Source organism: Streptomyces sp. NPDC014733 (genome assembly GCF_043083385.1).
Classification (GTDB): Bacteria; Actinomycetota; Actinomycetes; order Streptomycetales; family Streptomycetaceae; genus Streptomyces.
The window spans coordinates 419,173-443,357 of sequence record NZ_JBIBYO010000005.1; the positions used below are offsets into that span (position 1 = coordinate 419,173).

At 71.9% G+C, this 24,185-nt stretch carries 19 protein-coding genes; 17 read left to right on the forward strand and 2 right to left on the reverse strand.

Going from position 1 to position 24,185, the window contains the following annotated elements:
* Nucleotides 1-88 precede the first annotated feature (88 nt).
* Nucleotides 89-646: a beta-class carbonic anhydrase gene (locus ACF1BH_RS15615; RefSeq protein WP_391642996.1), complete on the reverse strand. Its 558-nt coding sequence runs from the start codon at nt 644-646 to the stop codon at nt 89-91.
* Nucleotides 647-1,133: 487 nt separating this feature from the next.
* Here ACF1BH_RS15615 and rsmH point away from each other — a divergent pair, with 487 nt between their 5' ends.
* From rsmH to ACF1BH_RS15695, 16 genes are all read left to right on the forward strand, one after another.
* Nucleotides 1,134-2,093 carry a 16S rRNA (cytosine(1402)-N(4))-methyltransferase RsmH gene (rsmH, locus tag ACF1BH_RS15620; RefSeq protein WP_391642997.1) on the forward strand — a complete coding sequence of 320 codons (960 nt, stop codon included), beginning with the start codon at nt 1,134-1,136 and terminating at the stop codon, nt 2,091-2,093.
* A complete protein-coding gene (locus tag ACF1BH_RS15625; protein ID WP_391642998.1) occupies nt 2,090-2,707 on the forward strand; it encodes a septum formation initiator family protein in 618 nt (205 codons plus the stop codon). Before rsmH ends, ACF1BH_RS15625 begins: the two co-directional genes overlap by 4 nt.
* A 96-nt stretch (nt 2,708-2,803) precedes the next feature.
* Nucleotides 2,804-4,840, forward strand: coding sequence for a peptidoglycan D,D-transpeptidase FtsI family protein (locus ACF1BH_RS15630; protein WP_391642999.1), 2,037 nt, complete (start codon nt 2,804-2,806; stop codon nt 4,838-4,840).
* Nucleotides 4,841-4,858: 18 nt separating this feature from the next.
* Entirely contained in the window at nt 4,859-6,628 is a 1,770-nt protein-coding gene (locus ACF1BH_RS15635; RefSeq protein ID WP_391643000.1) for a UDP-N-acetylmuramoyl-L-alanyl-D-glutamate--2,6-diaminopimelate ligase, read from the forward strand.
* 62 nt (nt 6,629-6,690) lie between these two features.
* Nucleotides 6,691-8,130, forward strand: a complete 1,440-nt coding sequence (murF, locus tag ACF1BH_RS15640; protein ID WP_391643001.1) for a UDP-N-acetylmuramoyl-tripeptide--D-alanyl-D-alanine ligase — start codon at nt 6,691-6,693, stop codon at nt 8,128-8,130.
* Between the two features lie 5 nt (nt 8,131-8,135).
* Complete coding sequence (gene mraY, locus ACF1BH_RS15645; protein ID WP_030281734.1) at nt 8,136-9,200, forward strand: phospho-N-acetylmuramoyl-pentapeptide-transferase; 1,065 nt, start codon at nt 8,136-8,138, stop codon at nt 9,198-9,200.
* Entirely contained in the window at nt 9,197-10,642 is a 1,446-nt protein-coding gene (gene murD / locus ACF1BH_RS15650; RefSeq protein WP_391643002.1) for a UDP-N-acetylmuramoyl-L-alanine--D-glutamate ligase, read from the forward strand. Before mraY ends, murD begins: the two co-directional genes overlap by 4 nt.
* Nucleotides 10,643-10,696: 54 nt before the next feature.
* A complete protein-coding gene (ftsW, locus tag ACF1BH_RS15655; RefSeq protein ID WP_391643003.1) occupies nt 10,697-12,058 on the forward strand; it encodes a putative lipid II flippase FtsW in 1,362 nt (453 codons plus the stop codon).
* Nucleotides 12,059-12,064: 6 nt separating this feature from the next.
* Nucleotides 12,065-13,156, forward strand: a complete 1,092-nt coding sequence (gene murG, locus ACF1BH_RS15660; RefSeq protein ID WP_030281726.1) for an undecaprenyldiphospho-muramoylpentapeptide beta-N-acetylglucosaminyltransferase — start codon at nt 12,065-12,067, stop codon at nt 13,154-13,156.
* A 21-nt stretch (nt 13,157-13,177) separates the two neighbouring features.
* Nucleotides 13,178-13,996, forward strand: coding sequence for a cell division protein FtsQ/DivIB (locus ACF1BH_RS15665; protein ID WP_391643004.1), 819 nt, complete (start codon nt 13,178-13,180; stop codon nt 13,994-13,996).
* Between the two features lie 283 nt (nt 13,997-14,279).
* Nucleotides 14,280-15,506, forward strand: coding sequence for a cell division protein FtsZ (gene ftsZ, locus ACF1BH_RS15670; RefSeq protein WP_391643005.1), 1,227 nt, complete (start codon nt 14,280-14,282; stop codon nt 15,504-15,506).
* A 13-nt stretch (nt 15,507-15,519) separates the two neighbouring features.
* Nucleotides 15,520-16,257 carry a peptidoglycan editing factor PgeF gene (gene pgeF / locus ACF1BH_RS15675; RefSeq protein WP_391643006.1) on the forward strand — a complete coding sequence of 246 codons (738 nt, stop codon included), beginning with the start codon at nt 15,520-15,522 and terminating at the stop codon, nt 16,255-16,257.
* On the forward strand, nt 16,254-16,973 hold the full coding sequence (locus tag ACF1BH_RS15680; RefSeq protein ID WP_391643007.1) for a YggS family pyridoxal phosphate-dependent enzyme: 720 nt from the start codon (nt 16,254-16,256) through the stop codon (nt 16,971-16,973). Before pgeF ends, ACF1BH_RS15680 begins: the two co-directional genes overlap by 4 nt.
* A 124-nt stretch (nt 16,974-17,097) precedes the next feature.
* The gene (locus ACF1BH_RS15685; RefSeq protein WP_030281718.1) at nt 17,098-17,718 is read left to right on the forward strand and encodes a cell division protein SepF; all 621 of its coding nucleotides are present in this window, start codon (nt 17,098-17,100) and stop codon (nt 17,716-17,718) included.
* Nucleotides 17,719-17,786: 68 nt separating this feature from the next.
* Nucleotides 17,787-18,080: a YggT family protein gene (locus tag ACF1BH_RS15690; RefSeq protein ID WP_030281716.1), complete on the forward strand. Its 294-nt coding sequence runs from the start codon at nt 17,787-17,789 to the stop codon at nt 18,078-18,080.
* 49 nt (nt 18,081-18,129) lie between these two features.
* Nucleotides 18,130-19,236 (forward strand): DivIVA domain-containing protein, encoded by a 1,107-nt coding sequence (locus tag ACF1BH_RS15695; RefSeq protein WP_391643008.1) that lies wholly within the window; start codon nt 18,130-18,132, stop codon nt 19,234-19,236.
* Nucleotides 19,237-19,683: 447 nt separating this feature from the next.
* Here the strand turns inward: ACF1BH_RS15695 and ileS are convergent, their stop codons facing one another.
* Entirely contained in the window at nt 19,684-22,839 is a 3,156-nt protein-coding gene (ileS, locus tag ACF1BH_RS15700; protein WP_391643009.1) for an isoleucine--tRNA ligase, read from the reverse strand.
* 503 nt (nt 22,840-23,342) lie between these two features.
* Here ileS and ACF1BH_RS15705 point away from each other — a divergent pair.
* Entirely contained in the window at nt 23,343-24,176 is an 834-nt protein-coding gene (locus tag ACF1BH_RS15705; protein ID WP_391643010.1) for a TraR/DksA family transcriptional regulator, read from the forward strand.
* Nucleotides 24,177-24,185 lie beyond the last annotated feature (9 nt).

Consider the following 24,185-nt stretch of genomic DNA (forward strand, 5'->3'; position numbering starts at 1 on the left):
CCCCGGCAGGTGACGCCGCCCGGCCGCACGCGGGCAGCACGAAGCCGGGTGCGGGACAGCGGGTCCCGCACCCGGCGGTGGCGCGAGGTCAGCGCTGGGGGAAGATCTCCCGCAGCAGACCGGTGGTGACGTCGAAGACGAAGCCGCGGACGTCGTCCTTGTGCAGCAGGAACGGCGAGGTGCGCACCCGCTCCATCGACTGGCGGACGTCCTCGTCGAGGTCCTTGAACGCCTCGACCGCCCAGGTGGGGCGCTGGCCGACCTCGGCCGCCAGGTCGTGGCGGAAGTCCTCGGTGAGGCCCAGCAGCCCGCAGTCGGTGTGGTGGATGAGCACCACCGAACGGGTGCCCAGCGCGCGCTGGCTGATGGTCAGGGAACGGATGATGTCGTCGGTGACCACACCGCCCGCGTTACGGATGGTGTGGCAGTCACCCAGCTCCAGACCGAGCGCCGCGTGCAGGTCGAGGCGGGCGTCCATGCAGGCCACGACGGCGACCTTGAGGACCGGCCGGGCATCCATGCCGGGGTCGCCGAACGCTTCGGCGTACTCCGCGTTCGCCGCGACGAGGCGGTCGGTGACGGTGGTCCCGGCAGGCGTGGTGCCGTCGGCGGCCGGGGAGGGCGACTGTGAGGCAGATATGGACATGGCCTCACCGTAGCCCCGGCAGCCGGATCCGGCCGCACCTGGGAGCGGTCATAGCGGGCGACATCACCCTTTGTGATGTAATCCACATGGAGCGTTACGGAGCCCCCGTTCGGGTGGGCGATGGCCCGAACAGCCGCTCCGGGACGCGCGGAACCGGTTGATTGACCGGGGAAGGCGGTGGACTAAAGTGGCGCGAAGTGGGAGGCGCGACGCTCTCCTCGGTCCCCGAAGCCCTCGCGTGCCCACCGCACGTACGGCTCGGCCTCCTCCCGCTCCAGCGGCCTTCCGGCGCCAATTCCCGTCGCCGGAGAGCCACTTCCCCTTCAGAGCGGGCGGGGACCAAGCGGTACGTGCGGCACCCCGCCAGCGGCCGGGGACCCACCTGCCGCTCACCCATCGGAAGGCTTATGAGCGAGCGCAGCGAGCGAATCAGAATGAGGTGCGCCCGCCCCGGATGCGGGTCCGCCCGGCGAAGCGGGGGCCGTGCATGAGCGGCAACACTCGCCACGTCCCCGTCATGCTCCGGCGCTGTCTGGACATGCTCGCCCCCGCCCTCGCCGAGCCGGGCGCCGTCGTCGTCGACTGCACCCTCGGGCTCGGCGGCCACAGCGAGGCGCTGCTCGCCACCTTCCCCGCCGCCCGGCTCATCGCCCTCGACCGCGACCCCTCCGCGCTGCGCCTGGCCGGCGAACGGCTCGCCCCGTACGGTGACCGCGCCACCCTGGTGCACGCCGTCTACGACGAACTCCCCGAGGTCCTCGACCGCCTCGGCGTGCCCCGGGTCCAGGGCGTCCTCTTCGACCTCGGCGTCTCCTCGATGCAGCTCGACGAGGCCGACCGCGGCTTCGCGTACGCACAGGACGCGCCGCTGGACATGCGGATGGACCAGACGACCGGCATCAGCGCCGCCGACGTCCTCAACACCTACGCCCCCGGGGAGCTGGTGCGGATCCTGCGCTCCTACGGGGAGGAGAAGCAGGCCAAGCGGATCGTCGAGGCGGTGGTGCGCGAGCGGGCGAAGGAGCCGTTCCGCAACAGCGCCCGGCTGGTCGAGCTGATCCGCGAGGCGCTGCCGCAGGCCGCCAAGCGGCACGGCGGCAACCCCGCCAAGCGCACCTTCCAGGCGCTGCGCATCGAGGTCAACGGCGAGCTGGCGAGCGTGGAGCGGGCGGTGCCCGCCGCGGTGAAGGCGCTGGCGGTGGGCGGCCGGATCGCGGTCCTCGCCTACCACTCGCTGGAGGACCGGATCGTCAAGCAGGTCTTCGCCGCCGGTGCCGCCAACACCGCGCCGCCCGGTCTGCCCGTCGTCCCCGAGCAGTACCAGCCGCGGCTGAAGCTGCTCACCCGGGGCGCCGAGCTCCCCACGGAGGAAGAGGTCGCCGAGAACCGGCGGGCGGCCCCGGCCCGGCTGCGCGGTGCCGAACGCATCCGTGAGGACATCGCGTGACCCCCCGGGGGCGTTCGCCGAAGGGGCCCTCCCGCCTCGCGGCGCTGTTCCCCGGCGGGAGCAGTTCCGCCGCGCGAACGCCCTTCGTCCTGCTGGTCGTCGTCCTCCTCGGCTCCGGGCTGCTCGCCCTGCTGCTGCTCAACTCCGCGCTCAACCAGGGTTCGTTCGAGCTGAGCCGGCTGGAGAAGCGGACCGACGAACTCACCGACGACCAGCAGGAGCTCCAGCAGGAGGTGGACGCGGTCTCCGCACCGGGCGCCCTCGAACGGCGCGCCCGGGAGCTGGGCATGGTGCCGGGCGGCAACCCGGCGTTCCTCGCCCCGGACGGCACGGTCCGCGGCCGGCCCAGCGAGGCGACCGAGGAGCCGCACCCGCTGGACGCCCCGGCCGGCCCGTCGCTCCCCGGGGCGCTCGGCGGCGCCGCCTCCCCGGGGGCCACGGCGTCCCCGGGCGCCCCCGCACCCGGTGCGTCCGGTGCCCCGTCCCCGGGCGCCGCCGGTGCCCCCGCGCCGGCCGCCGCACCCCGTCCGCCCGGCTCACCGGCCCCGGACGGCCGTGCGGCACCGGCCGCTCCGCCGCCCGCCGCCCCCGCCCCGACGACCTCCGGCAGGTGAACCGGTGACGTACCAGGCCCCCCAGCCGTACGGCGCAGGAGACCCGCGGCCCCCGGCGGCCACGGGCACCGGCGTCCCGCACCGGAGGGCCGTGTCATGACCGCGCCCAAGGACCCCCGGCGCCGCGTCCCGCGCCCCGCGCAGAGCGGCGGCGCCCGCCGGCCCGCCCCGAAGAGCGGCCGCCCGGCGCCGAAGAACGGCCGCACCGCCGCGGGCCGCCCCCCGGCCGCGCGCCGCCCCGCCAAGGCCGCACCGCCGCGGCGCCCCGCCCGGCCGCGCCCGGCCCCGCGGCCCGCGCCCGCGCTCCGGCTGGGCAGCCCGCGGCCCCGGCTGCGGCTGGTCGCCCTCGCGCTGACGCTGGTGATGCTGGTCTTCGTGGTCCGCCTCTTCCAGGTGCAGGCCGTCGACGCCGCCGCGTACGCCGCCAAGGCCAACGTCAACCGCTACGTCCCGGTGACCCTGGCCGCCGAGCGCGGCGCCATCACCGACCGCTCCGGCACCGACCTGGCCACCACCGTCGACGCGTACGACATCACCGCCGACCCCAGCCTGCTGGCGCCCGACAAAACCAAGATCGCGGACGCTCCGCGGCGGGCCGCCGCGCTGCTCGCGCCGGTCCTCGGTGAGGACCGCGCCACCCTCGCCGCCAAGCTGTCCAAGCCCTCCTCCCGGTACGTCGTCCTCGCCCGGCAGCAGACCCCGCAGGTCTGGAAGAAGATCAAGGACATGCGGGCGGAGCAGGACAGGAAGGCGGCCGCCGCGCCGAAGAAGGCGCCCGCCCCCAACGTCCTCGTCGGCATCTTCGCCGACAAGCACAGCAAGCGCGTCTACCCCAACGGCGCCCTCGCCGCCGGCGTCCTCGGCTTCGTCAACAGCGAGGGCCGGGGCGGCGGCGGCCTGGAGGCCCAGCTGAACAGGGAGCTGGCCGGCAAGGACGGCAAGCTCGTCTACGCCCAGTCCGGCGGCCGCCGGGTGCCCACCGCCGACACGCAGGAACACCCCGCCGTCCCCGGCACCGACGTCCGTCTCACCCTGGACCGCGACATCCAGTGGGAGGCGCAGAAGGCCATCACCGAGCAGGTCACCAAGTCCAAGGCCGACCGCGGTTACGTCGTCGTCCAGGACACCCGCACCGGCCAGATCCTCGCCCTCGCCAACGCCCCCGGCTTCGACCCCAACCACCTCGACCGGGCCGACCCCGCGGCCCTCGGCAACGCCGCCCTCACCGACGCCTACGAACCGGGCTCCACCAGCAAGCTCATGTCGATGGCCGCCGTCCTGGAGGAGGGCGCCGCCACCCCCGCGACCCGCGTCACCGTCCCCAACCGGCTGCACCGCGGCGACCGGCTCTTCGCCGACGACGTCGACCACGACACCTGGCACCTGACGCTCAACGGCGTCCTCGCCAAATCCAGCAACATCGGCACCATCCTCGCCACCGGCCAGCTCGGGAAGACCCAGCCCGAGGCCAACCGGGTGCTCCACTCGTACCTCGACAAGTTCGGCATCGGCCGTCCCACCGGGCTCAACTTCCCCGGCGAGACCGACGGCATCCTGGCCAAGCCGCAGGACTGGAACACCTCGCAGCAGTACACGATCCCGTTCGGCCAGGGCCTGTCCCTCAACGCCGTCCAGGCCGCCTCCGTCTACTCCACCATCGCCAACGGCGGCGAGCGCATCGCCCCAACCCTCGTCCGCGGCACCACCGGCCCCGACGGCCACTACCGCCCGGCACCCGCCCCCGAGAAGAACCGCGTGGTGAGCGCCAAGACCGCCCGGCAGCTCGCCACCATGCTCGAATCCGTCGTCGACGACCGCGAGGGCACCGGCGCCGCCGCGAAGATCGACGGCTACCGCGTGGGCGGCAAGACCGGCACGTCCAACCGGGTGGATCCCCAGACCGGCCGCTACCACGGCTACACCGCCTCCTTCGCCGGTTTCGCCCCCGCCGACACCCCCCGCATCACCGTCTACTGCGCGGTCCAGAACCCCACCAAGGGCAGCTATTTCGGCGGCCAGGTCTGCGGCCCCGTCTATCAGCAGGTGATGAAGTTCGCGCTCAAAACCCTGCAGGTCCCGCCCAGCGGCAGCGCGCCCCCGAGGCTGCCCGTCACCTTCACGCCAGGCGACTGAAAACGAGGCAACATCGCCGTGACGACCATCACTCCCCACGGAACACCCGAGCCGGCGCACCGCTCCCGCCCGGAGCCCTCACTTCGCCTCGGAGCCGCCGCGCCCGGTACGCTCACCGCCGTGTCACATGCTGAACAGTCCCCCAACGCCCAGAAGGACGCCTCCGGAACGTACCCGGGAGCGCCCCGCCCCGAGGAGGTCCGTCCCACCCCTCTGGCGGTCCTCGCCGAGCAGCTGGGCACCACCGCTCCCGACGCGGCAGACGTCCAGGTCACCGGCATCACCCATGACTCCCGGGCGGTACGCCCCGGTGACGTCTACGCGGCACTGCCCGGAGCCCGTCTGCACGGCGCCGACTTCGTCGCCCAGGCCGCCGACCTCGGCGCCGCGGCGATCCTGACCGACCCGACGGGCGAGAAGCGCGCCGCCGGGACGGGCCTTCCGGTCCTGGTCACCGAGGACCCGCGCGCCCGGATGGGCGCCCTGGCCGTCTCCATCTACGGCGCGCCGGGCGAGGACCTCCTCCAGATCGGCATCACCGGGACCTCCGGGAAGACCACGACGGCCTACCTGATGGAGGGCGGCCTGCGCGAAGCGCTGTCCCGTGTGGGTGGTGGCGGGCGACGGGAGGGCGGCCTGAAGGCGGCGGCCGCCGCCGACGGCAAGGGCGCGCTGACCGGGCTGATCGGCACCGTCGAGACCCGCATCGGCGACGAGCGCATCAAGTCCGAGCGGACCACCCCCGAGGCCACCGACCTCCAGGCGCTCTTCGCCGTGATGCGCGAGCGGGGCGTCCGCTCCGTCGCCATGGAGGTCTCCAGCCACGCGCTGGTCCTCGGCCGGGTCGACGGCTGCGTCTTCGACGTCGCCGTCTTCAACAACCTCAGCCCGGAGCACATGGAGTTCCACTCCGGCATGGAGGACTACTTCCAGGCCAAGGCCCGGCTGTTCACCCGGGCCCGCAGCCGCGCCGGTGTCGTCAACCTCGACGACGAGTACGGCAAGCGGCTGGCCCGCGGCCTCTCCGAGGTCCCGGTGACCACCTTCTCCGCCGAGGGCCACCCGGACGCGGACTGGCGCGCCTCCGACGTCGAGATCGGCGCGCTCGGCTCGACCTTCACGGTGCACGGCCCGAACGGCGAGAAGCTGCGGGCCGCCTCGCCGCTGGCCGGCCCGTTCAACGTCGCGAACGCGCTCGCCGCGATCACCGCCCTGGTCGTCGCCGGGATCGACCCGCAGACCGCCGCCGACGGCGTCGCGGCCGTCCCCGGCGTCCCCGGCCGGCTGGAGCGCGTCGACGCCGGTCAGCCGTATCTCGCCGTCGTCGACTACGCGCACAAGACCGACGCCGTCGAATCGGTTCTGCGGGCGCTGCGCAAGGTCACCGACGGCAAGCTGCACGCCGTCCTCGGCTGCGGCGGCGACCGTGATCCGCACAAGCGCGTCCCCATGGGCGCCGCGGTGGCCCGCCTCGCCGACACCGCCGTACTGACCTCCGACAACCCGCGCTCCGAGGATCCGCTGGCGATCCTCGCCACCATGCTCGCGGGCGCCGCCGAGGTCCCGATCCACGAGCGCGGCACCGTCCTCGTGGAGGAGGAGCGCGGCGCGGCCATCGCCGCCGCCGTCGCCCGCGCCGAACCGGGCGACACCGTGATCGTCGCCGGCAAGGGCCACGAACAGGGCCAGGACATCGCCGGAGTGGTCCGCCCCTTCGACGACCGCCAGGTGTTGCGCGAGGCCATCGAGGCCGCGCAGTCCGAGCAACAGCCGAACCACCAGGGATGACACACCGCCATGCGCGCACAACCTTTCCGCTGGTACCTTCCGCCGCTCGCCGGGGGTGACCTGTGATCTCCCTGACCCTCGCCGAGATCGCGAGCATCACCGGCGGGCAGCCGCACGACATACCGGACCTGGAACTCCAGGTCACCGGCCCGGTCGTGCAGGACTCCCGGCAGGTACGCCCCGGCAGCCTCTTCGTGGCCTTCGCCGGTGAACGCGCCGACGGCCACGACTTCGCCGCCGGTGCCGTCGCCGCCGGTGCGACGGCCGTGCTCGCCGCCCGCCCGGTCGGCGTCCCGGCGATCGTCGTCGACGACGTCACCGCCGCGCTCGGCGCCCTGGCCCGCGCCGTGGTCGGCCGTCTGGGCACCAACGCCGTCGCCCTCACCGGCTCCGCCGGCAAGACCAGCACCAAGGACCTGATCGCCCAGCTGCTGCGGCGCAACGGCCCGACCGTCTGGCCGGAGGGCAACCTCAACAACGAGATCGGCCTGCCGCTCACCGCGCTCCGGGCCGACGAGAGCACCCGCCACCTCGTCCTGGAGATGGGCGCGCGCGGCGTCGGCCACATCCGCTACCTCGCGGCGCTCACCCCGCCCCGGATCGGTGTGGTCCTCAACGTCGGCAGTGCGCACATCGGCGAGTTCGGCGGCCGCGATCAGATTGCGCTGGCAAAGGGCGAACTGGTCGAGGCGCTGCCCTCCGCGGAAGAGGGAGGGGTCGCCGTGCTCAACGCCGACGACTCCTACGTCCGCGCGATGGTGCACCGCACCAAGGCCCGTACGGTCCTCTTCGGCGAGGCGCCGGAAGCCGACATCCGTGCCGAGAACGTCCGGCTGACCGCGCTCGGACAGCCCGCCTTCACGCTCCACACACCCTCCGGGTGCAGCGAGGTGACCATGCGGCTGTACGGTGAGCACCACGTGTCGAACGCGCTCGCCGCGGCCGCCGTCGCCCACGAGTCGGGCATGTCCGTGGACGAGATCGCCACCGCGCTCTCCGAAGCCGGCACGCTCTCCCGCTGGCGGATGGAGGTCACCGAGCGCGCGGACGGCGTGACGGTCGTCAACGACGCCTACAACGCGAACCCCGAGTCCATGCGAGCGGCGCTGCGAGCGCTGGTCGCGATGGGCGAAGCCGGCAAGGCGCGGGGCGGGCGCACGTGGGCGGTGCTCGGAGAGATGGCCGAGCTGGGCGAGGACGCCCTCGCCGAACACGACGCGGTCGGACGCCTGGCCGTCCGACTCAACGTCAGCAAGCTCGTGGCGGTCGGTGGCAGGGAAGCCGCCTGGCTGCAAATGGGCGCTTACAACGAGGGTTCGTGGGGTGAGGAGTCGGTGCACGTGTCCGACACGCGGGCGGCGGTCGACCTGTTGCGCAGCGAGCTGCGTCCGGGGGACGTCGTGCTGGTGAAGGCGTCCCGGTCGGTGGGGCTCGAACGAGTCGCGGCGGCATTGCTGGACGAGGGCGTACAGGGCGCCGAGAGCGGGTCCGCGACCCGATGAACTCCATGAAGCAGATCCTCTTCTCCGGAATGATCGGGCTCTTCCTGACCCTGATCGGTACCCCGCTGCTGATCAAGCTGCTGGCCAAGAAGGGCTACGGGCAGTTCATCCGCGATGACGGCCCCCGTACCCACGGCAGCAAGAAGGGCACGCCCACCATGGGCGGTATCTCCTTCATCCTGGCCACGATCATCGCGTACGCCCTGACGAAGGTGATCACCTCCAGCGACCCGACCTTCTCCGGTGTGCTGGTCCTCTTCCTCTTCGCGGGCATGGGCCTGGTCGGCTTCCTCGACGACTACATCAAGATCGTCAAGCAGCGGTCGCTGGGTCTGCGGGCCAAGGCGAAGATGGCCGGTCAGCTGATCGTCGGTATCGCCTTCGCGGTGCTCTCGCTGCAATTCGCCGACCTGCGCGGCGCGACCCCGGCCTCCGACCGGCTCTCCTTCACCCAGGACTTCGGCTGGCAGATCGGCCCGGTGCTGTTCGTCATCTGGGCGCTGTTCATGATCCTGGCGATGTCCAACGGCGTGAACCTCACCGACGGCCTCGACGGTCTGGCCACCGGCGCCTCGGTGATGGTCTTCGGCGCGTACACCTTCATCGGCATCTGGCAGCACCAGGAGTCCTGCGCCAACGCGATCACCGCGGGCCCCGGCTGCTACGAGGTGCGCGATCCGCTGGACCTCGCGGTGGTCGCCTCCGCCCTGATGGGCGCCTGCTTCGGCTTCCTGTGGTGGAACACCTCGCCCGCCAAGATCTTCATGGGTGACACCGGTTCGCTGGCGCTCGGCGGCGCGCTCGCCGGTCTCGCGATCTGCTCCCGCACCGAGCTGCTGCTGGCGGTCCTGGGCGGTCTCTTCGTCCTCATCACGATGTCCGTGGTCATCCAGGTCGGATCGTTCCGCCTGACCGGCAAGCGGGTGTTCCGGATGGCGCCACTCCAGCACCACTTCGAACTCAAGGGGTGGTCCGAAGTCCTTGTCGTGGTCCGCTTCTGGATCATCCAGGGCATGTGCGTGATCGTCGGCCTGGGCCTCTTCTACGGCGGCTGGCAGGCCGCCAAGTGACCGCCGAATTCGCAGGCGCGCACATCACCGTCGCCGGTCTGGGCGTGAGCGGCATCAGCGCCGCCCGCGCCCTGGCCGGCCGCGGCGCCCAGGTCACGGTCGTGGACGGCGGCGACGGCGAGCGGCAGCGGGCCGCCGCCGCGGAGCTGACGGAGTGGGCGGCCCGTCAGGCCGCCGGTGGTTCGGTGACCGTCCGCCTCGGCGACGGCGCCACCCTCCCCGCGGGCACCGGTCTCGTCGTCACCTCGCCCGGCTGGAAGCCGGACAGCCCGCTGTTCACCGCCGCCGCCGAGGCCGGCGTGGACGTCGTCGGCGACGTCGAGATCGCCTGGCGGCTGCGCGGCCCGGACGCCGCCGACTGGCTGGCGGTCACCGGCACCAACGGCAAGACCACCACCGTGCGGATGCTCGCCGCGATCCTGGAGGCCGAGGGGCTGCGCACCACGGTCGCCGGCAACATCGGCACCCCGATCATCGACCTGGTCCTCGCCCAGGACACCGAGCGCTACGACGTACTCGCCGTGGAGCTCTCCAGCTACCAGCTGCACTGGGCCCCGTCCGTACGGGCCCACTCCGGGGCGGTCCTCAACCTCGCCCCCGACCACCTCGACTGGCACGGTTCCATGGCGGCGTACGCCGCCGACAAGGGCCGGATCTACGAGGGCAACACCGTCGCCTGCGTCTACAACGTGGCCGACAAGGCGACCGAGGACCTGGTCCGCGAGGCCGATGTCGAGGAGGGGTGCCGGGCGATCGGCTTCACCCTCGGCACCCCGGGCCCCTCGCAGCTCGGCGTCGTCGACGGCATCCTCGTCGACCGCGCCTTCGTCGAGAACCGCCAGAAGCAGGCCCAGGAGCTGGCCGAGGTCGCCGATGTGACGCCGCCCGCGCCACACAACATCGCCAACGCCCTCGCTGCGGCGGCGCTGGCCCGGGCGTACGGCGTGCGGCCCGCGGCGGTCCGCGAGGGGCTGCGGGCGTTCCACCCGGACGCCCACCGCATCGAGCATGTCGCGGACGTCGCCGGTGTGGCGTACATCGACGATTCCAAGGCGACCAACACCCACGCGGCCGAGGCGTCGTTGGCCTCGTACGAACCCATCGTCTGGATCGCCGGGGGACTCGCCAAGGGGGCCACCTTCGACGAACTGGTGCGCCGGGCCGCGGGAAGGCTGCGCGGAGCGGTGCTGATCGGTGCGGACCGTGCGCTGATCAGCGAAGCTCTGGCGCGACACGCCCCCGATGTCCCGGTGGTCGACCTCGACCGGACCGACACTGGGGCGATGTCCGCGGCGGTCCGCGAGGCGGCCGCCCTCGCCGAGCCCGGCGACACGGTGCTCCTGGCCCCGGCCTGCGCCTCGATGGACATGTTCACGAACTACAACAAGCGCGGCGACGCCTTCGCCGACGCGGTGCGCGACCTGAGCGCATCTGGCCGGTAGCCGCTCGTCCCGCTCCCGTCGAGGATCTGCGGCCCGCACTGTGGAGGGGACGAGATGACGGCCCGATCGGCGAAGGCGGCGCCACCGCGTCCGCGGCGCACCGTGAGTGCGCCGCGGACTCCGCGGAAGCCGCGCGGCGGCCGCCCGACCGGTGGCGCCCCGCGGCGGATCCACGCCCGTCTCCGGCGGGCCTGGGACCGTCCGCTGACGGCGTACTACCTGATCCTCGGCGGCAGCATGCTGCTCATCGTCCTCGGTCTGGTGATGGTCTACTCGGCCTCGCAGATCAAGGCGCTCCAGTCCGGGCTGGCACCGAGCTTCTTCTTCCGCAAACAGCTGATGGCCGCCGCCATCGGCGGGGTGCTGCTCTACCTCGCCGCCCGGCTGCCGGTGCGGCTGCACCGCGCGTTCGCCTATCCGCTGCTGGCCGTCTCGGTGTTCGCGATGTGCCTGGTGCAGGTGCCGGGGATCGGGGTCGCGGTCAACGGCAACCAGAACTGGATCAACCTCGGCGGCGCCTTCCAGATGCAGCCGAGCGAGTTCGGGAAGCTGGCGCTCGTCCTGTGGGGCGCCGATCTGCTCGCCCGTAAGCAGGAGAAGAAGCTGCTGGCGCAGTGGAAGCATCTGCTGGTGCCGCTGATCCCGGTCGCCTTCCTGCTGCTCGGGCTGATCATGCTCGGCGGCGACATGGGCACCGCGATCATTCTCACGGCGATCCTCTTCGGGCTGCTGTGGCTGGCGGGCGCCCCGACCCGGCTGTTCGCCGGTGTGCTGGGCGCCGCGGCGGTCATCGGCGCCCTGCTGATCAAGACCAGCGCCAACCGGATGTCCCGTCTCGCCTGCATCGGCGCGACCGATCCGGGCCCCAGCGATCAGTGCTGGCAGGCGGTGCACGGCATCTACGCGCTGGCCTCCGGCGGACTCTTCGGTTCCGGGCTCGGCGCGAGTATGGAAAAATGGGGTGAACTCCCTGAACCGCACACCGACTTCATCTTCGCCATCACCGGGGAGGAACTGGGACTGGCGGGGACGCTGTCGGTGCTCGCCCTGTTCGCGGCTCTAGGCTATGCGGGTATCCGCGTGGCCGGACGCACGGAGGACCCCTTCGTGAGGTACGCCGCGGGAGGTGTGACCACCTGGATCATGGCCCAGACCATGGTCAACATCGGTGCGGTGCTCGGCCTGTTGCCGATCGCCGGCGTCCCGCTCCCGCTGTTCTCCTACGGAGGCTCCGCCCTGCTGCCGTCGATGTTCGCCGTCGGGCTGCTGATCGCCTTCGCGCGTGACGAGCCCGCGGCACGGGCGGCACTGGCCGCGCAGGCCACGCGGCGGCCGGGTTCCGGAAGGAAGCCGGCCGGGGTGAGATGGAAGACGATGAGACGGCGCGTCACGAGGCGACCGTCCGGAGAGCGGTGAATTTCGGTGCATGTCGTACTCGCCGGTGGGGGGACCGCCGGCCACATCGAGCCCGCGCTCGCCCTCGCGGACGCACTGCGGAGGCAGGACCCGACCGTGGGGATCACGGCACTCGGCACGGAACGCGGGCTGGAGACCCGGCTCGTCCCGGAGCGCGGCTACGAACTGGGACTGATCCCGGCCGTACCGCTGCCCCGTAAGCCCACCCCCGAACTCATCACCGTCCCCGGGCGGCTGCGCGGCACCATCAAGGCGGCCGAGCAGATCCTGGAGCGGACGAAGGCGGACTGCGTCGTCGGCTTCGGCGGTTACGTCGCGCTGCCCGGCTACCTCGCCGCCAAGCGCCTGGGCGTGCCGATCGTCGTCCACGAGGCCAACGCCCGCCCCGGTCTGGCCAACAAGATCGGCTCCCGGTACGCCAAGTACGTCGCGGTCTCCACCCCGGAGAGCAAGCTGCGCGGCGCCCGCTACGTCGGCATCCCGCTGCGCCGGACCATCGCCACCCTCGACCGGGCGGCCGTCCGCCCCGAGGCGCGCGCGGCGTTCGGGCTCGACCCCAACCTTCCGACGCTGCTGGTCTCCGGCGGCTCCCAGGGCGCGCGCCGCCTCAACGAGGTCATCCAGGCCGCGGTGCCGGCGCTCCAGCGCTCCGGTATCCAGGTCCTGCACGCGGTCGGCCCGAAGAACGAACTGCCGCAGGTCGACAACATGCCGGGCATGCCCCCCTATGTCCCGGTACCGTACGTGGACCGGATGGACCTCGCCTACGCCGCGGCGGACATGATGCTCTGCCGCGCGGGCGCGATGACCGTCGCCGAACTCTCCGCCGTCGGGCTCCCCGCCGCGTACGTCCCGCTGCCGATCGGCAACGGCGAACAGCGGCTGAACGCCCAGCCGGTGGTCAACGCCGGCGGCGGACTCCTCGTCGACGACGCCCAGCTGACCCCGGAGTGGGTGCAGTCCACGGTCCTGCCGGTCCTCGCCGACCCGCACCGGCTGTTCGAGATGTCCCGTGCGGCCGCCGAGTTCGGCCGCCGGGACGCCGATGAACTCCTCGTCGGCATGGTGTACGAGGCGATTGCCCAGCGGAACAGCTAGACGACGAAAGGCAGGGGGAGCGTGGCCGGACCGACCGCCGCCCGCAGCGGCACCAAGGGGGCGCCGGCGTCCGGCCGGGCCCCCGCCGAACCGGCCCGCACCGGGCGGCGCTTGTGGCCACGCCTCCCCTTCCGCCGTCCCGGACGTCGCGGTCTGATCATCACTCTGATCCTGGTGGCCGTCCTCGGCGGCTTCGGCGTCTGGGCCCTCTACGGCTCGGACTGGCTACGGGTGTCGGGCGTCAAGACGTCCGGCACCCGGGTGCTGACCTCCCGCGAGGTCGTCGAGGCGGCCGAGGTCCCGCTGCACACCCCCCTCGCGTCGGTCGGCACCGACGCGATCGCCGCCCGGCTGCGCCACCGGCTGCCCCGCATCAAGTCCGTGGACGTGGTCCGTTCCTGGCCGCACACGATCGCCCTGAAGGTGACCGAGAGGGAGCCGGAACTGGTCATGCCGGAGGGCGGCAAGTACGTCGAAGTCGACGCCGAAGGTGTCCGTTTCGCGACCGTGCCCACGCCTCCCAAAGGCGTTCCCGCACTTCAGCTGGTGGCGGACGGCGCCCCCAGCCTGGACCGTTTCGGTCCCGCCCGGCTGCGCCGGGCCGCGGTCGAGGTCGCGTCAGATCTTCCCAAAACCCTTCACAACCAGGTCAAAACCGTGCGCGTGACGTCGTACGATGCGATCACGCTCGAACTCACGGGGAAGCGCACGGTGGTGTGGGGGAGTGGCGAACACGGCCGTCGGAAGGCCGCGGTGCTGACCGCTCTCCTCAAGGCCGCGCGTGACGCACACCACTTCGACGTATCCGTTCCCAGTGCACCTGCGGTGTCCGGGAGTTGACGGCCGTCGCCGCAGGCCAGCCCCCTGGATGGCTATCACCGCGGGTGATCACATAGGGTGAAAAGAAAAACGGGAGGTTCGGCGTGTTCGTTGAACGTGCGCCACTTGTCGACTTAGTGTCTCGTTCCAAAGGGACTTTGCTTCCAAGGAACACGGATACAAGTAACCCTAAACTTCAACGTTAGGGTTCGGGTCGGCAATACGGACCGTCCCATCGGCATCAGTCGGCGTCCACAAGGAATGTGAGGCGGCGACACGTAACTCGAGGCGAGAGGCCTTCGACGTGGCAGCACCGCAGAACTACCTCGCAGTCATCAAGGTCGTCGGCATCGGCGGCGGTGGCGTGAACGCCATCAACCGGATGATCGAGGTCGGGCTCAAGGGCGTCGAGTTCATCGCGATCAACACCGATGCGCAGGCGTTGCTGATGAGCGACGCCGACGTCAAGCTCGACGTCGGCCGCGAAATGACCCGCGGACTCGGCGCCGGCGCCAACCCGGACGTCGGCCGCAAGGCGGCCGAGGACCACCGCGAGGAGATCGAGGAGGTCCTCAAGGGGGCCGACATGGTCTTCGTGACCGCGGGCGAGGGCGGCGGCACCGGCACCGGCGGCGCCCCGGTCGTCGCCAACATCGCCCGTTCGCTGGGCGCCCTGACGATCGGTGTGGTCACCCGGCCGTTCACCTTCGAGGGCCGCCGGCGGGCCAACCAGGCCGAGGACGGCATCGCCAGCCTCCGTGAAGAGGTCGACACCCTCATCGTCATCCCCAACGACCGCCTGCTGTCCATCTCGGACCGCCAGGTGAGCGTGCTGGATGCGTTCAAGTCGGCCGACCAGGTGCTGCTCTCCGGTGTCCAGGGCATCACCGACCTGATCACCACGCCCGGCCTGATCAACCTCGACTTCGCCGACGTCAAGTCCGTGATGTCGGAGGCCGGTTCGGCGCTCATGGGCATCGGCTCGGCGCGTGGCGACGACCGCGCGGTGGCCGCCGCGGAGATGGCGATCTCCTCGCCGCTCCTGGAGGCGTCCATCGACGGCGCCCGCGGCGTGCTGCTCTCCATCTCCGGCGGCTCGGACCTCGGTCTCTTCGAGATCAACGAGGCCGCGCAGCTGGTCAGCGAGGCGGCTCACCCCGAGGCGAACATCATCTTCGGCGCGGTCATCGACGACGCGCTCGGCGACGAGGTGCGGGTCACCGTCATCGCCGCGGGCTTCGACGGCGGTCAGCCGCCGGCCCGCCGCGACACGGTCATCGGCTCCTCCTCGACCAAGCGCGAGGAGCCGGCCCCGGCCCCCAGCCGTCCGGTCACCCCGCCCGAGCCGCGGTCGTCGTCCTTCGGCGGCCTGGGCGCGGTGCCGGTGCGGGACGAGGAGCCGGCTCCGGCCGAGACCTCCTCGTTCAGCGACGTCCTGTCGTCCCAGCCCGCCACCCCGCAGGTGCCCCCGGCCCGTCCGTACTCGGACACCGCGGCCGAGGAGCTGGACGTCCCCGACTTCCTGAAGTAGCCGAAGCACAGCAGTGATAGGGCAACAGCGGTACGCGAGCGGCGCGCACTTCGCCTTCACCGACAGGTGGGGCGGGGTGAGCGCCGCTCCGTACGATCAGCTCAACCTCGGCGGCGCGGTCGGCGACGACCCGGCCGCCGTCCACGAGAACCGCGCCCGCGCGGCCCGGGAACTGGGCCTCGCGCCGGACTCCGTGGTCTGGATGAACCAGGTGCACGGCAAGGACGTCGCGGTGGTCGACGGGCCGTGGCGCGACGGCGGCATTCCCTGCGTCGACGCGGTGGTGACCACCCGTCGGGGCCTGGCCCTCGCGGTGCTCACCGCGGACTGCACCCCCGTACTCCTCGCCGACCCGGTCGCCGGGGTCGTGGGCGCCGCACACGCGGGACGGCCCGGGATGGTGGCCGGTGTGGTGCCCGAAACGGTCCGCGCCATGACCGGACTGGGCGCTCGGCCCGACCGGATCGTCGCCCACACCGGACCGTCGGTGTGCGGTCGCTGCTACGAAGTGCCCGCCGCGATGCGGGACGAGGTCGCGGCCGTGGTCCCCGAGGCCTGGGCGACCACCTCGTGGGGCACCCCGGCGGTGGACGTCACCGCGGGGGTCGCGGCCCAACTCGCCACCGCCGGCGTACCGGTCCGTGAAGATTCCCACATCTGCACCATGGAATCGGCGGACCACTTCTCCTATCGGCGCGACCGCACCACCGGGCGGCTCGCGAGCTACGTATGGCTGGACGGCGCGTTGTGACGGACCGCAAGACGGAACTGGCCGCCAATCTGGCGCGGGTCGAGGAGCGCATCGCCGCCGCCTGCGACGCCGCCGGGCGCCGGCGTGACGAGGTCACGCTGATCGTGGTCACCAAGACCTACCCGGCGAGCGATGTGCGGCTCCTCGCCGAGCTGGGCGTGCGTCAGGTGGCGGAGAACCGCGATCAGGACGCGGCACCCAAAGCCGCCGAATGTGCCGATCTGCCCCTGACTTGGCATTTTGTTGGTCAATTGCAGACCAACAAGGTCCGATCGGTCGCCGGGTACGCCGGACTCGTCCAGTCCGTCGACCGCGCCCGTCTGGTCACCGCGCTCTCCAGGGAAGCGGTGCGCGCGGAGCGGGAGATGGGGTGCCTGATCCAGGTGGCGCTGGACGCCGAGGCGGGGGAGCGGGGCGACCGCGGCGGGGTGGCGCCGGACGGCGTCGCGGCGCTCGCCGCCGCGATCGACGGTGCCCAAGGGCTGCGCCTGGACGGTGTGATGACGGTCGCACCGCTGGCGGGGCCGTACGCCGGGCGCCAACGGGCCGCGTTCGAGCGGCTCATGGAAATCTCAACCGACCTGCGCGCCGCTTATCCTGCTGCCACCATGGTGTCGGCAGGCATGAGTGCGGACTTGGAGGACGCCGTGGCGGCCGGAGCGACACATGTGCGCGTCGGCACTGCGGTACTCGGAGTCCGTCCACGCCTCGGGTAACGTCGCCAAGCAAGTCGGACCACAGCACAAAATATGGTCATTCCCGTAAAAAAAGGGACAGGCCCAGTGGATCCAGGGCGCCCGGTGACGGAGCCGATCCACCACAGAGCGGAGGACGCAGAGAATGGCCGGCGCGATGCGCAAGATGGCGGTCTACCTCGGCCTCGTGGAGGACGATGGGTACGACGGCCGGGGGTTCGACCCCGATGACGAGTTCGAGCCCGAGCTCGACCCGGAGCCCGACCGCGGACGGCGGCAGCAGCAGCAAGTGCAGCCGGAGACACGCCCGGAGCGGGAGGAGCCGGTCAGGTCCGTTCAGCCGCCGGCGCAGCGTGAGCCCACTCCGCTGCCCGCGGAAAGCGGACGACCCGCCCGAATCGCCCCCGTGGCATCCATCACACCCGACCGTCCGAATCTGGAGAAGAACGCACCGGTGATCATGCCCAAAGTTGTGTCCGAGCGGGAGCCTTACCGCATCACCACACTGCACCCCCGGACCTACAACGAAGCCCGTACCATCGGGGAACACTTCCGTGAGGGCACTCCGGTGATCATGAATCTCACGGAGATGGACGACACCGACGCGAAGCGACTTGTCGACTTTGCCGCCGGGCTAGTCTTCGGTCTGCACGGCAGCATCGAGCGCGTGACGCAGAAGGTGTTCCTGTTGTCGCCTGCTAACGTCGATGTCACGGCGGAGGACAAGGCCCGTATCGCAGAGGGTGGGTTCTTCAACCAGAGCTGAGACGCAACACCGGGCACACCGAGGCCGCGAGGCCGACACGAGGGATCAGGGGAGAGGGACGCGCGAAGATGAATGTCTTTGGGCAGGTGATCTACATCGCGCTGTACTGCTTCCTGATCGTGTTGATCTTCCGGCTGGTGATGGACTACGTGTTCCAGTTCGCCCGTTCATGGCAGCCAGGCAAGGCAATGGTCGTCATTCTTGAGGCCGCTTACACCATCACCGATCCGCCACTCAAGCTTCTGCGGCGGGTCATCCCGCCGCTGCGTCTCGGGGGCGTGGCGCTTGACCTGTCCTTCTTCGTATTGATGATCATCGTATACATCCTGATCACCGTCGTGAGGTCGGTGTTGTTGGTGTGAACGATACGGTCTTGCCGATTGCCGACGACTACGTTGAGGTGAAGTAGAGATGCCGTTGACCCCCGAGGACGTGCGGAACAAGCAGTTCACAACCGTCCGCCTCCGAGAAGGCTATGACGAGGACGAGGTCGATGCCTTCCTCGACGAGGTGGAAGCCGAACTGACCCGTCTGCTGCGGGAGAACGAGGATCTGCGCGCGAAGCTGGCCGCCGCCACGCGAGCCGCCGCCCAGAACCAGCAGCAGGGTCTCCGGAAGGGACCCGACCAGCAGCAGGAGCAGCAGCAGCGCGGAGGGGCACCGGTGCCCGCCGCCATATCGGGTCCGCAGCCGGTGCCGCCGCAGCAGCCGGGGATGGGTGGCCCTCCCCAGCTTCCCGGTGGTGCACCTCAGCTGCCCGCAGGTCCCGGTGGACACGGCCCGCAGGCCGGCCCGCACGGCCCCGGCCCGATGGGCCCCGGCGGCCCGATGGGTGGCGGCCCCATGGGCGGCCCCGGCGGTCCGCAGCAGCTGCCCCAGGGCGGGCAGCAGCAGGGCGGTCCCGGCGGTGACAGCGCGGCGCGCGTGCTGTCGCTGGCGCAGCAGACCGCCGACCAGGCGATCGCGGAGGCCCGTTCCGAGGCCAACAAGATTGTCGGCGAGGCGCGTTCGCGCGCCGAGGGCCTGGAGCGGGACGCCCGCGCCAAGGCCGACGCGCTGGAGCGGGACGCGCAGGAGAAGCACCGCGTCGCGATGGGCTCCCTGGAGTCCGCCCGCGCCACGCTGGAGCGCAAGGTCGAGGACCTGCGCGGCTTCGAGCGCGAGTACCGCACCCGCCTGAAGTCCTACCTGGAGAGCCAGCTGCGTCAGCTGGAGAACCAGGCCGACGACTCGCTGGCCCCGCCGCGGACCCCGGCGGCCGCGTCGCTGCCGCCGTCGCCCTCGATGGCGTCGGCCGGTGCGGGCTCCATGGGCGGTGGCAACCACACCATGGGTGGCGGCCAGTCGATGGGCAGCCACAACGGCAGCTCCGGCGGCGGCCCGTCGTACGGCGGTCAGCAGCAGATGGCGCCCGCGATGACGCAGCCGATGGCTCCGGTCCGGCCGCAGAGCCCGCAGCCGATGGGGCAGGCCCCGTCGCCGATGCGTGGCTTCCTCATCGACGAGGACGACAACTGACGTAGACCGGCGCACCGCGTCATACACGTTCGGCAATCAGGGCCGGGCCCCGAGGGAGATGTTCCCCCGGGGCCCGGCCCTTTTGCGGGCGCGGGCGCGGGCCCGGACGGGGAGGGCCCGGCCTCGGGCGCCCGTGGCCTCGGAAAGGGCGCAAAGGCCCCGGGCCCGTTCCGCCTTTTCCCGGAGGCCCCCTGAATCCGGCTCAGCCGAGGCGTCGTCAGCCGGTGGGCGTCTGCCGTCCCTCGTTCGTGCGGCGCTCTTTCGGGGGGCGGTGGCCCGGGGTGGCGCGGCGACGCCGGGCGGGAAATCGCACCGGTCCCGGGCCCGCCGGGCGGGAAATCGCACCGGGCGCGCCCGCTCCGCCGTACGGGGAAGAGCAGCGGGCCCCCGGCACACGCGCGGTGTGCCGGGGGCCCGGGGAGGTACGGCGGGCGGGGCCGCCGGAGGTTACGCCTTGCGGAGGCGGAAGGCGAGGCCCAGGGGCTCGTCCGTGAACAGCTCGCCGTAGGTGGCGGCGTCGTCGGCCGCTTCCTGCTCGGCGGTGAAGGCGGTGGCCAGCACCTCGTCGGCGATCAGGGTGGCGTGCTCGGCCAGGGCCGTGCGCAGCTCCGCGTCGGCGGTCTCCCAGCGCAGGGCGATCCGGTCGGAGACGTCCAGACCGCTGTTCTTGCGCGCCTCCTGGATGAGGCGGATCGCGTCACGGGCCAGCCCGGCGCGGCGCAGCTCCGGGGTGATCTCCAGGTCCAGCGCGACGGTCGCACCGGCGTCGGACGCCACCGACCAGCCCTCGCGCGGGGTCTCGGTGATGATGACCTCGTCCGGGGTGAGGGTGACGGTCTCGCCGTCCACCTCGACCGTGGCCTCACCGTCGCGCAGCGCCAGCGAGAGCGCCGCGGCGTCGGCGGCGGCGACCGCCTTGGCGACCGCCTGGACGCCCTTGCCGAACCGCTTGCCCAGCGCCCGGAAGTTGGCCTTGGCGGAGGTGTCGACCAGCGAACCGCCCATGTCGGAGAGGGCGGCGAGCGAGGTGACGTTCAGCTCATCGGCGATCTGTGCGCGCAGGTCCTCGGAGAGACCGGCGAAGCCGTGCGCCGCGACCAGTGCGCGGGACAGCGGCTGACGCGTCTTCACCCCGGACTCGGCGCGGGTGGCCCGGCCCAGCTCGACCAGCCGGCGCACCAGCTGCATCTGCGTGGACAGCTCCGGGTCGATCAGCCCCGGGTCGGCCAGTGGCCACGACGCCAGGTGCACGGAGTCCGGCGCCTGCGGGGTGACCGGGACGACGAGGTCCTGCCAGACCCGCTCGGTGATGAACGGCGTCAGCGGCGCCATCAGCCGGGTCACCGTCTCGACCACCTCGTGCAGGGTGCGCAGCGCGGCCGGGTCGCCCTGCCAGAAGCGGCGGCGCGAGCGGCGCACGTACCAGTTGGAGAGGTCGTCGACGAAGGACGACAGCAGCTTGCCGGCGCGCTGGGTGTCGTACGCCTCCAGCGCCTCGGTGACGCCCTCGACGAGGGTGTTCAGCTCGCCGAGCAGCCAGCGGTCGAGCAGCGGGCGCTCGGCCGGCGCCGGGTCGGCTGCGGACGGCGCCCAGTTCGAGGTGCGGGCGTAGAGCGCCTGGAAGGCGACGGTGTTCCAGTACGTCAGCAGGGTCTTGCGGACGACTTCCTGGATGGTGGTGTGGCCCACCCGGCGGGCGGACCAGGGCGAGCCGCCGGCCGCCATGAACCAGCGGACCGCGTCGGCGCCGTGCTGGTCCATCAGCGGGATCGGCTGGAGGATGTTGCCCAGGTGCTTGGACATCTTCCGGCCGTCCTCGGCGAGGATGTGGCCCAGGCAGACGACGTTCTCGTACGACGACTTGTCGAAGACGAGGGTGCCGACGGCCATCAGCGTGTAGAACCAGCCGCGGGTCTGGTCGATGGCCTCGGAGATGAACTGCGCCGGGTACCGCTTCTCGAAGAGCTCCTTGTTGCGGTACGGGTAGCCCCACTGCGCGAACGGCATCGAGCCCGAGTCGTACCAGGCGTCGATGACCTCGGGGACGCGGGTGGCGGTCAGCGTGCAGCCCTCGTGGGTGCAGCCGAAGGTGACGGCGTCGATGAACGGGCGGTGCGGGTCCAGGCCCGACTGGTCGGTGCCGGTCAGCTCGGTCAGCTCGGCGAGCGAGCCGACGCAGGTGAGGTGGCCCTCCTCGCAGCGCCAGATGGGCAGCGGGGTGCCCCAGTAGCGGTTGCGGCTCAGCGCCCAGTCGATGTTGTTCTGCAGCCAGTCGCCGAACCGGCCGTGCTTGACGGAGTCCGGGAACCAGTTGGTGTTCTCGTTCTCGCGGAGCAGGGCGTCCTTGACGGCGGTGGTGCGGATGTACCAGGACGGCTGCGCGTAGTAGAGCAGCGCGGTGTGGCAGCGCCAGCAGTGCGGGTAGCTGTGCTCGTAGGCGAGGTGACGGAAGAGCAGGCCGCGGGCGTCGAGGTCGGCGACGAGCGCCTCGTCGGCCTTCTTGAAGAACTCGCCGCCGACGAGCGGCAGCTCCTCGGCGAAGGTGCCGTCGGGGCGGACCGGGTTCACCACCGGCAGGCCGTAGCTCTTGCAGACCTTGAGGTCGTCCTCACCGAAGGCCGGGGCCTGGTGGACGAGGCCGGTGCCGTCCTCGGTGGTGACGTACTCGGCGTTGACGACAAAGTTGGCGCCCTCCAGCTCGACGAGGTCGAACGGGCGGCGGTAGGCCCAGCGCTCCATCTCGCGGCCGGTGAACGACCGGCCGGTGGCGGTCCAGCCCTCGCCGAGCGCCTTCTCCAGCAGCGGCTCGGCGACGACCAGCTTCTCCCGGCCGTCGGTGGCGACGACGTAGGTGACGTCCGGGTGGGCGGCGACCGCGGTGTTGGAGACCAGCGTCCAGGGCGTGGTCGTCCAGATGAGGAGGGCCGCCTCACCGGCGAGGGGGCCGGAGGTCAGCGGCAGCCGGACGTAGACGGACGGGTCGACGACCGTTTCGTAGCCCTGTGCCAGCTCGTGGTCGGACAGGCCGGTGCCGCAGCGGGGGCACCAGGGGGCGACGCGGTGGTCCTCGACCAGCAGGCCCTTGGAGAAGATCTCCTTCAGCGACCACCACACCGACTCGATGTAGTCGGGGTCCATGGTGCGGTACGGGGCGTCGAGGTCGGTCCAGTACCCCATGCGGGTCGTCAGCTCGGCGAAGGCGTCGGTGTGCCGGGTCACCGACTCACGGCACCTGGCGTTGAACTCGGCGATGCCGTACGCCTCGATGTCCTTCTTGCCGTTGAAGCCCAGCTCCTTCTCGACCGCCAGCTCGACGGGGAGGCCGTGGCAGTCCCAGCCGGCCTTGCGGTCGACGTGGTAGCCCTGCATCGTGCGGAAGCGGGGGAAGACGTCCTTGAAGACGCGGGCCTCGATGTGGTGGGCGCCGGGCATGCCGTTGGCGGTCGGCGGGCCCTCGTAGAAGACCCATTCGGGCCGGCCCTCGGACTGCTGGAGGGTGCGGGCGAAGACCTTCTGTTCCTGCCAGAAGTCGAGCACGGCGTGCTCAAGGGCGGGTAGGTCGACCTGCGCGGGCACCTGGCGGTACTGCGGCTGCTCACTCATCGGGTTCCTCCGGCGGACACCTGCTGCGTTCTCCGTCCGGAGGGACGAGAGCGCTGCTCCCGCGGTACCACCCTCCTTGGCGGTGGGCCTGCCACCGCCCCCTCATTGGGGTCGCGCTGCCGGTTCTACTCGCCCACGGCACTGCGCGGGCTTTCTTCCGGCGGCTCCGGGGTGATCTTCACGTCGCGCACGCCTCCGGGCTCCCACCGTCCCCGGATCGCTGCTGGCTGCCTACGACGCTACTCGTCCCATCGACGCCTGTCGCTGCGCCCAGTGTACGGGGCGACCGGAACGGTGACCGACCGGATTTCCGGTGGGCCCGGCCGCCGGGGCCACCCGAACGCGGCCGGGGCGGGCGGGCGGCCGGGTCCCGTGGTGCGCCGGGCGGGGACGGGGCGGAGCGGGGGTACGGGCGGTGCGTCCCATTGCCGCGGCCCGTGCGGCGATTTATCGTTCCCGTCACGATTCGCGAACTAAATCACATATGTGAAGGGGTCGCGGCCATGGTGGCGAAGAAGTCCGCCGCGAAGAAGAGCACGGCACCCGCCGAGGAGCCCGGTACGGCACGTCCCGCGGCTCCCCAGGAGGCCGGTGCGCCCGTTCCGGGCACCCCGGAGAAGCAGGCCCCGGCCAAGAAGGCCGCGGCCGGGAAGAGTACGGCGAAGAAGACCGCGGTGAAGAAGGCCGCGGCGAAGAAGGTCGCAGCGAAGAAGGCCGCGGTGAAGAAGACCGCGGCGGAGAAGGCCCCCGCCGGGAAGGCGGCGGCCGCGAAGAGCACGGCGCGCAGAACGGCCGCGGCCAAGGCCCCGGCGAAGAAGGCGACCGCCGCGAAGGCGACGGCGAGGAAGACGGGAGCCAAGACGGTGGTGGCGAAGAAGAGCGCGGCCGCGGCGCACGGCACGGACCCGGCGGTACCCACGGCGCTCGTGGCCGCCGGCCCCGACGACCTGGCCGTCCGGCCGGGCGAGGACCCCTGGACACCGGAGGAGGTCGACGAGGCCCGGACCGGGCTGCAGGGCGAGGCGGTGCGGCTGCGGGCCGAGATCGCCGCCTCGGAGGACGCCATCGCGGGGCTGATGCGCGACTCCGGGGACGGCGCGGGCGACGACGAGGCGGACACCGGCACCAAGAACATCACCCGCGAGCACGAGCTGGCGCTGGCCTCCAACGCCCGCGAGATGCTGCTCCAGACCGAACGCGCGCTGGGCCGTCTGGACGCGGGAACGTACGGCCTCTGCGAGAACTGCGGCAAGCCGATCGGCAAGGCCCGGATGCAGGCGTTCCCCCGGGCCACCCTCTGCGTGGAGTGCAAGCAGAAACAGGAGCGGCGGGGCTGAGGGGCGCGG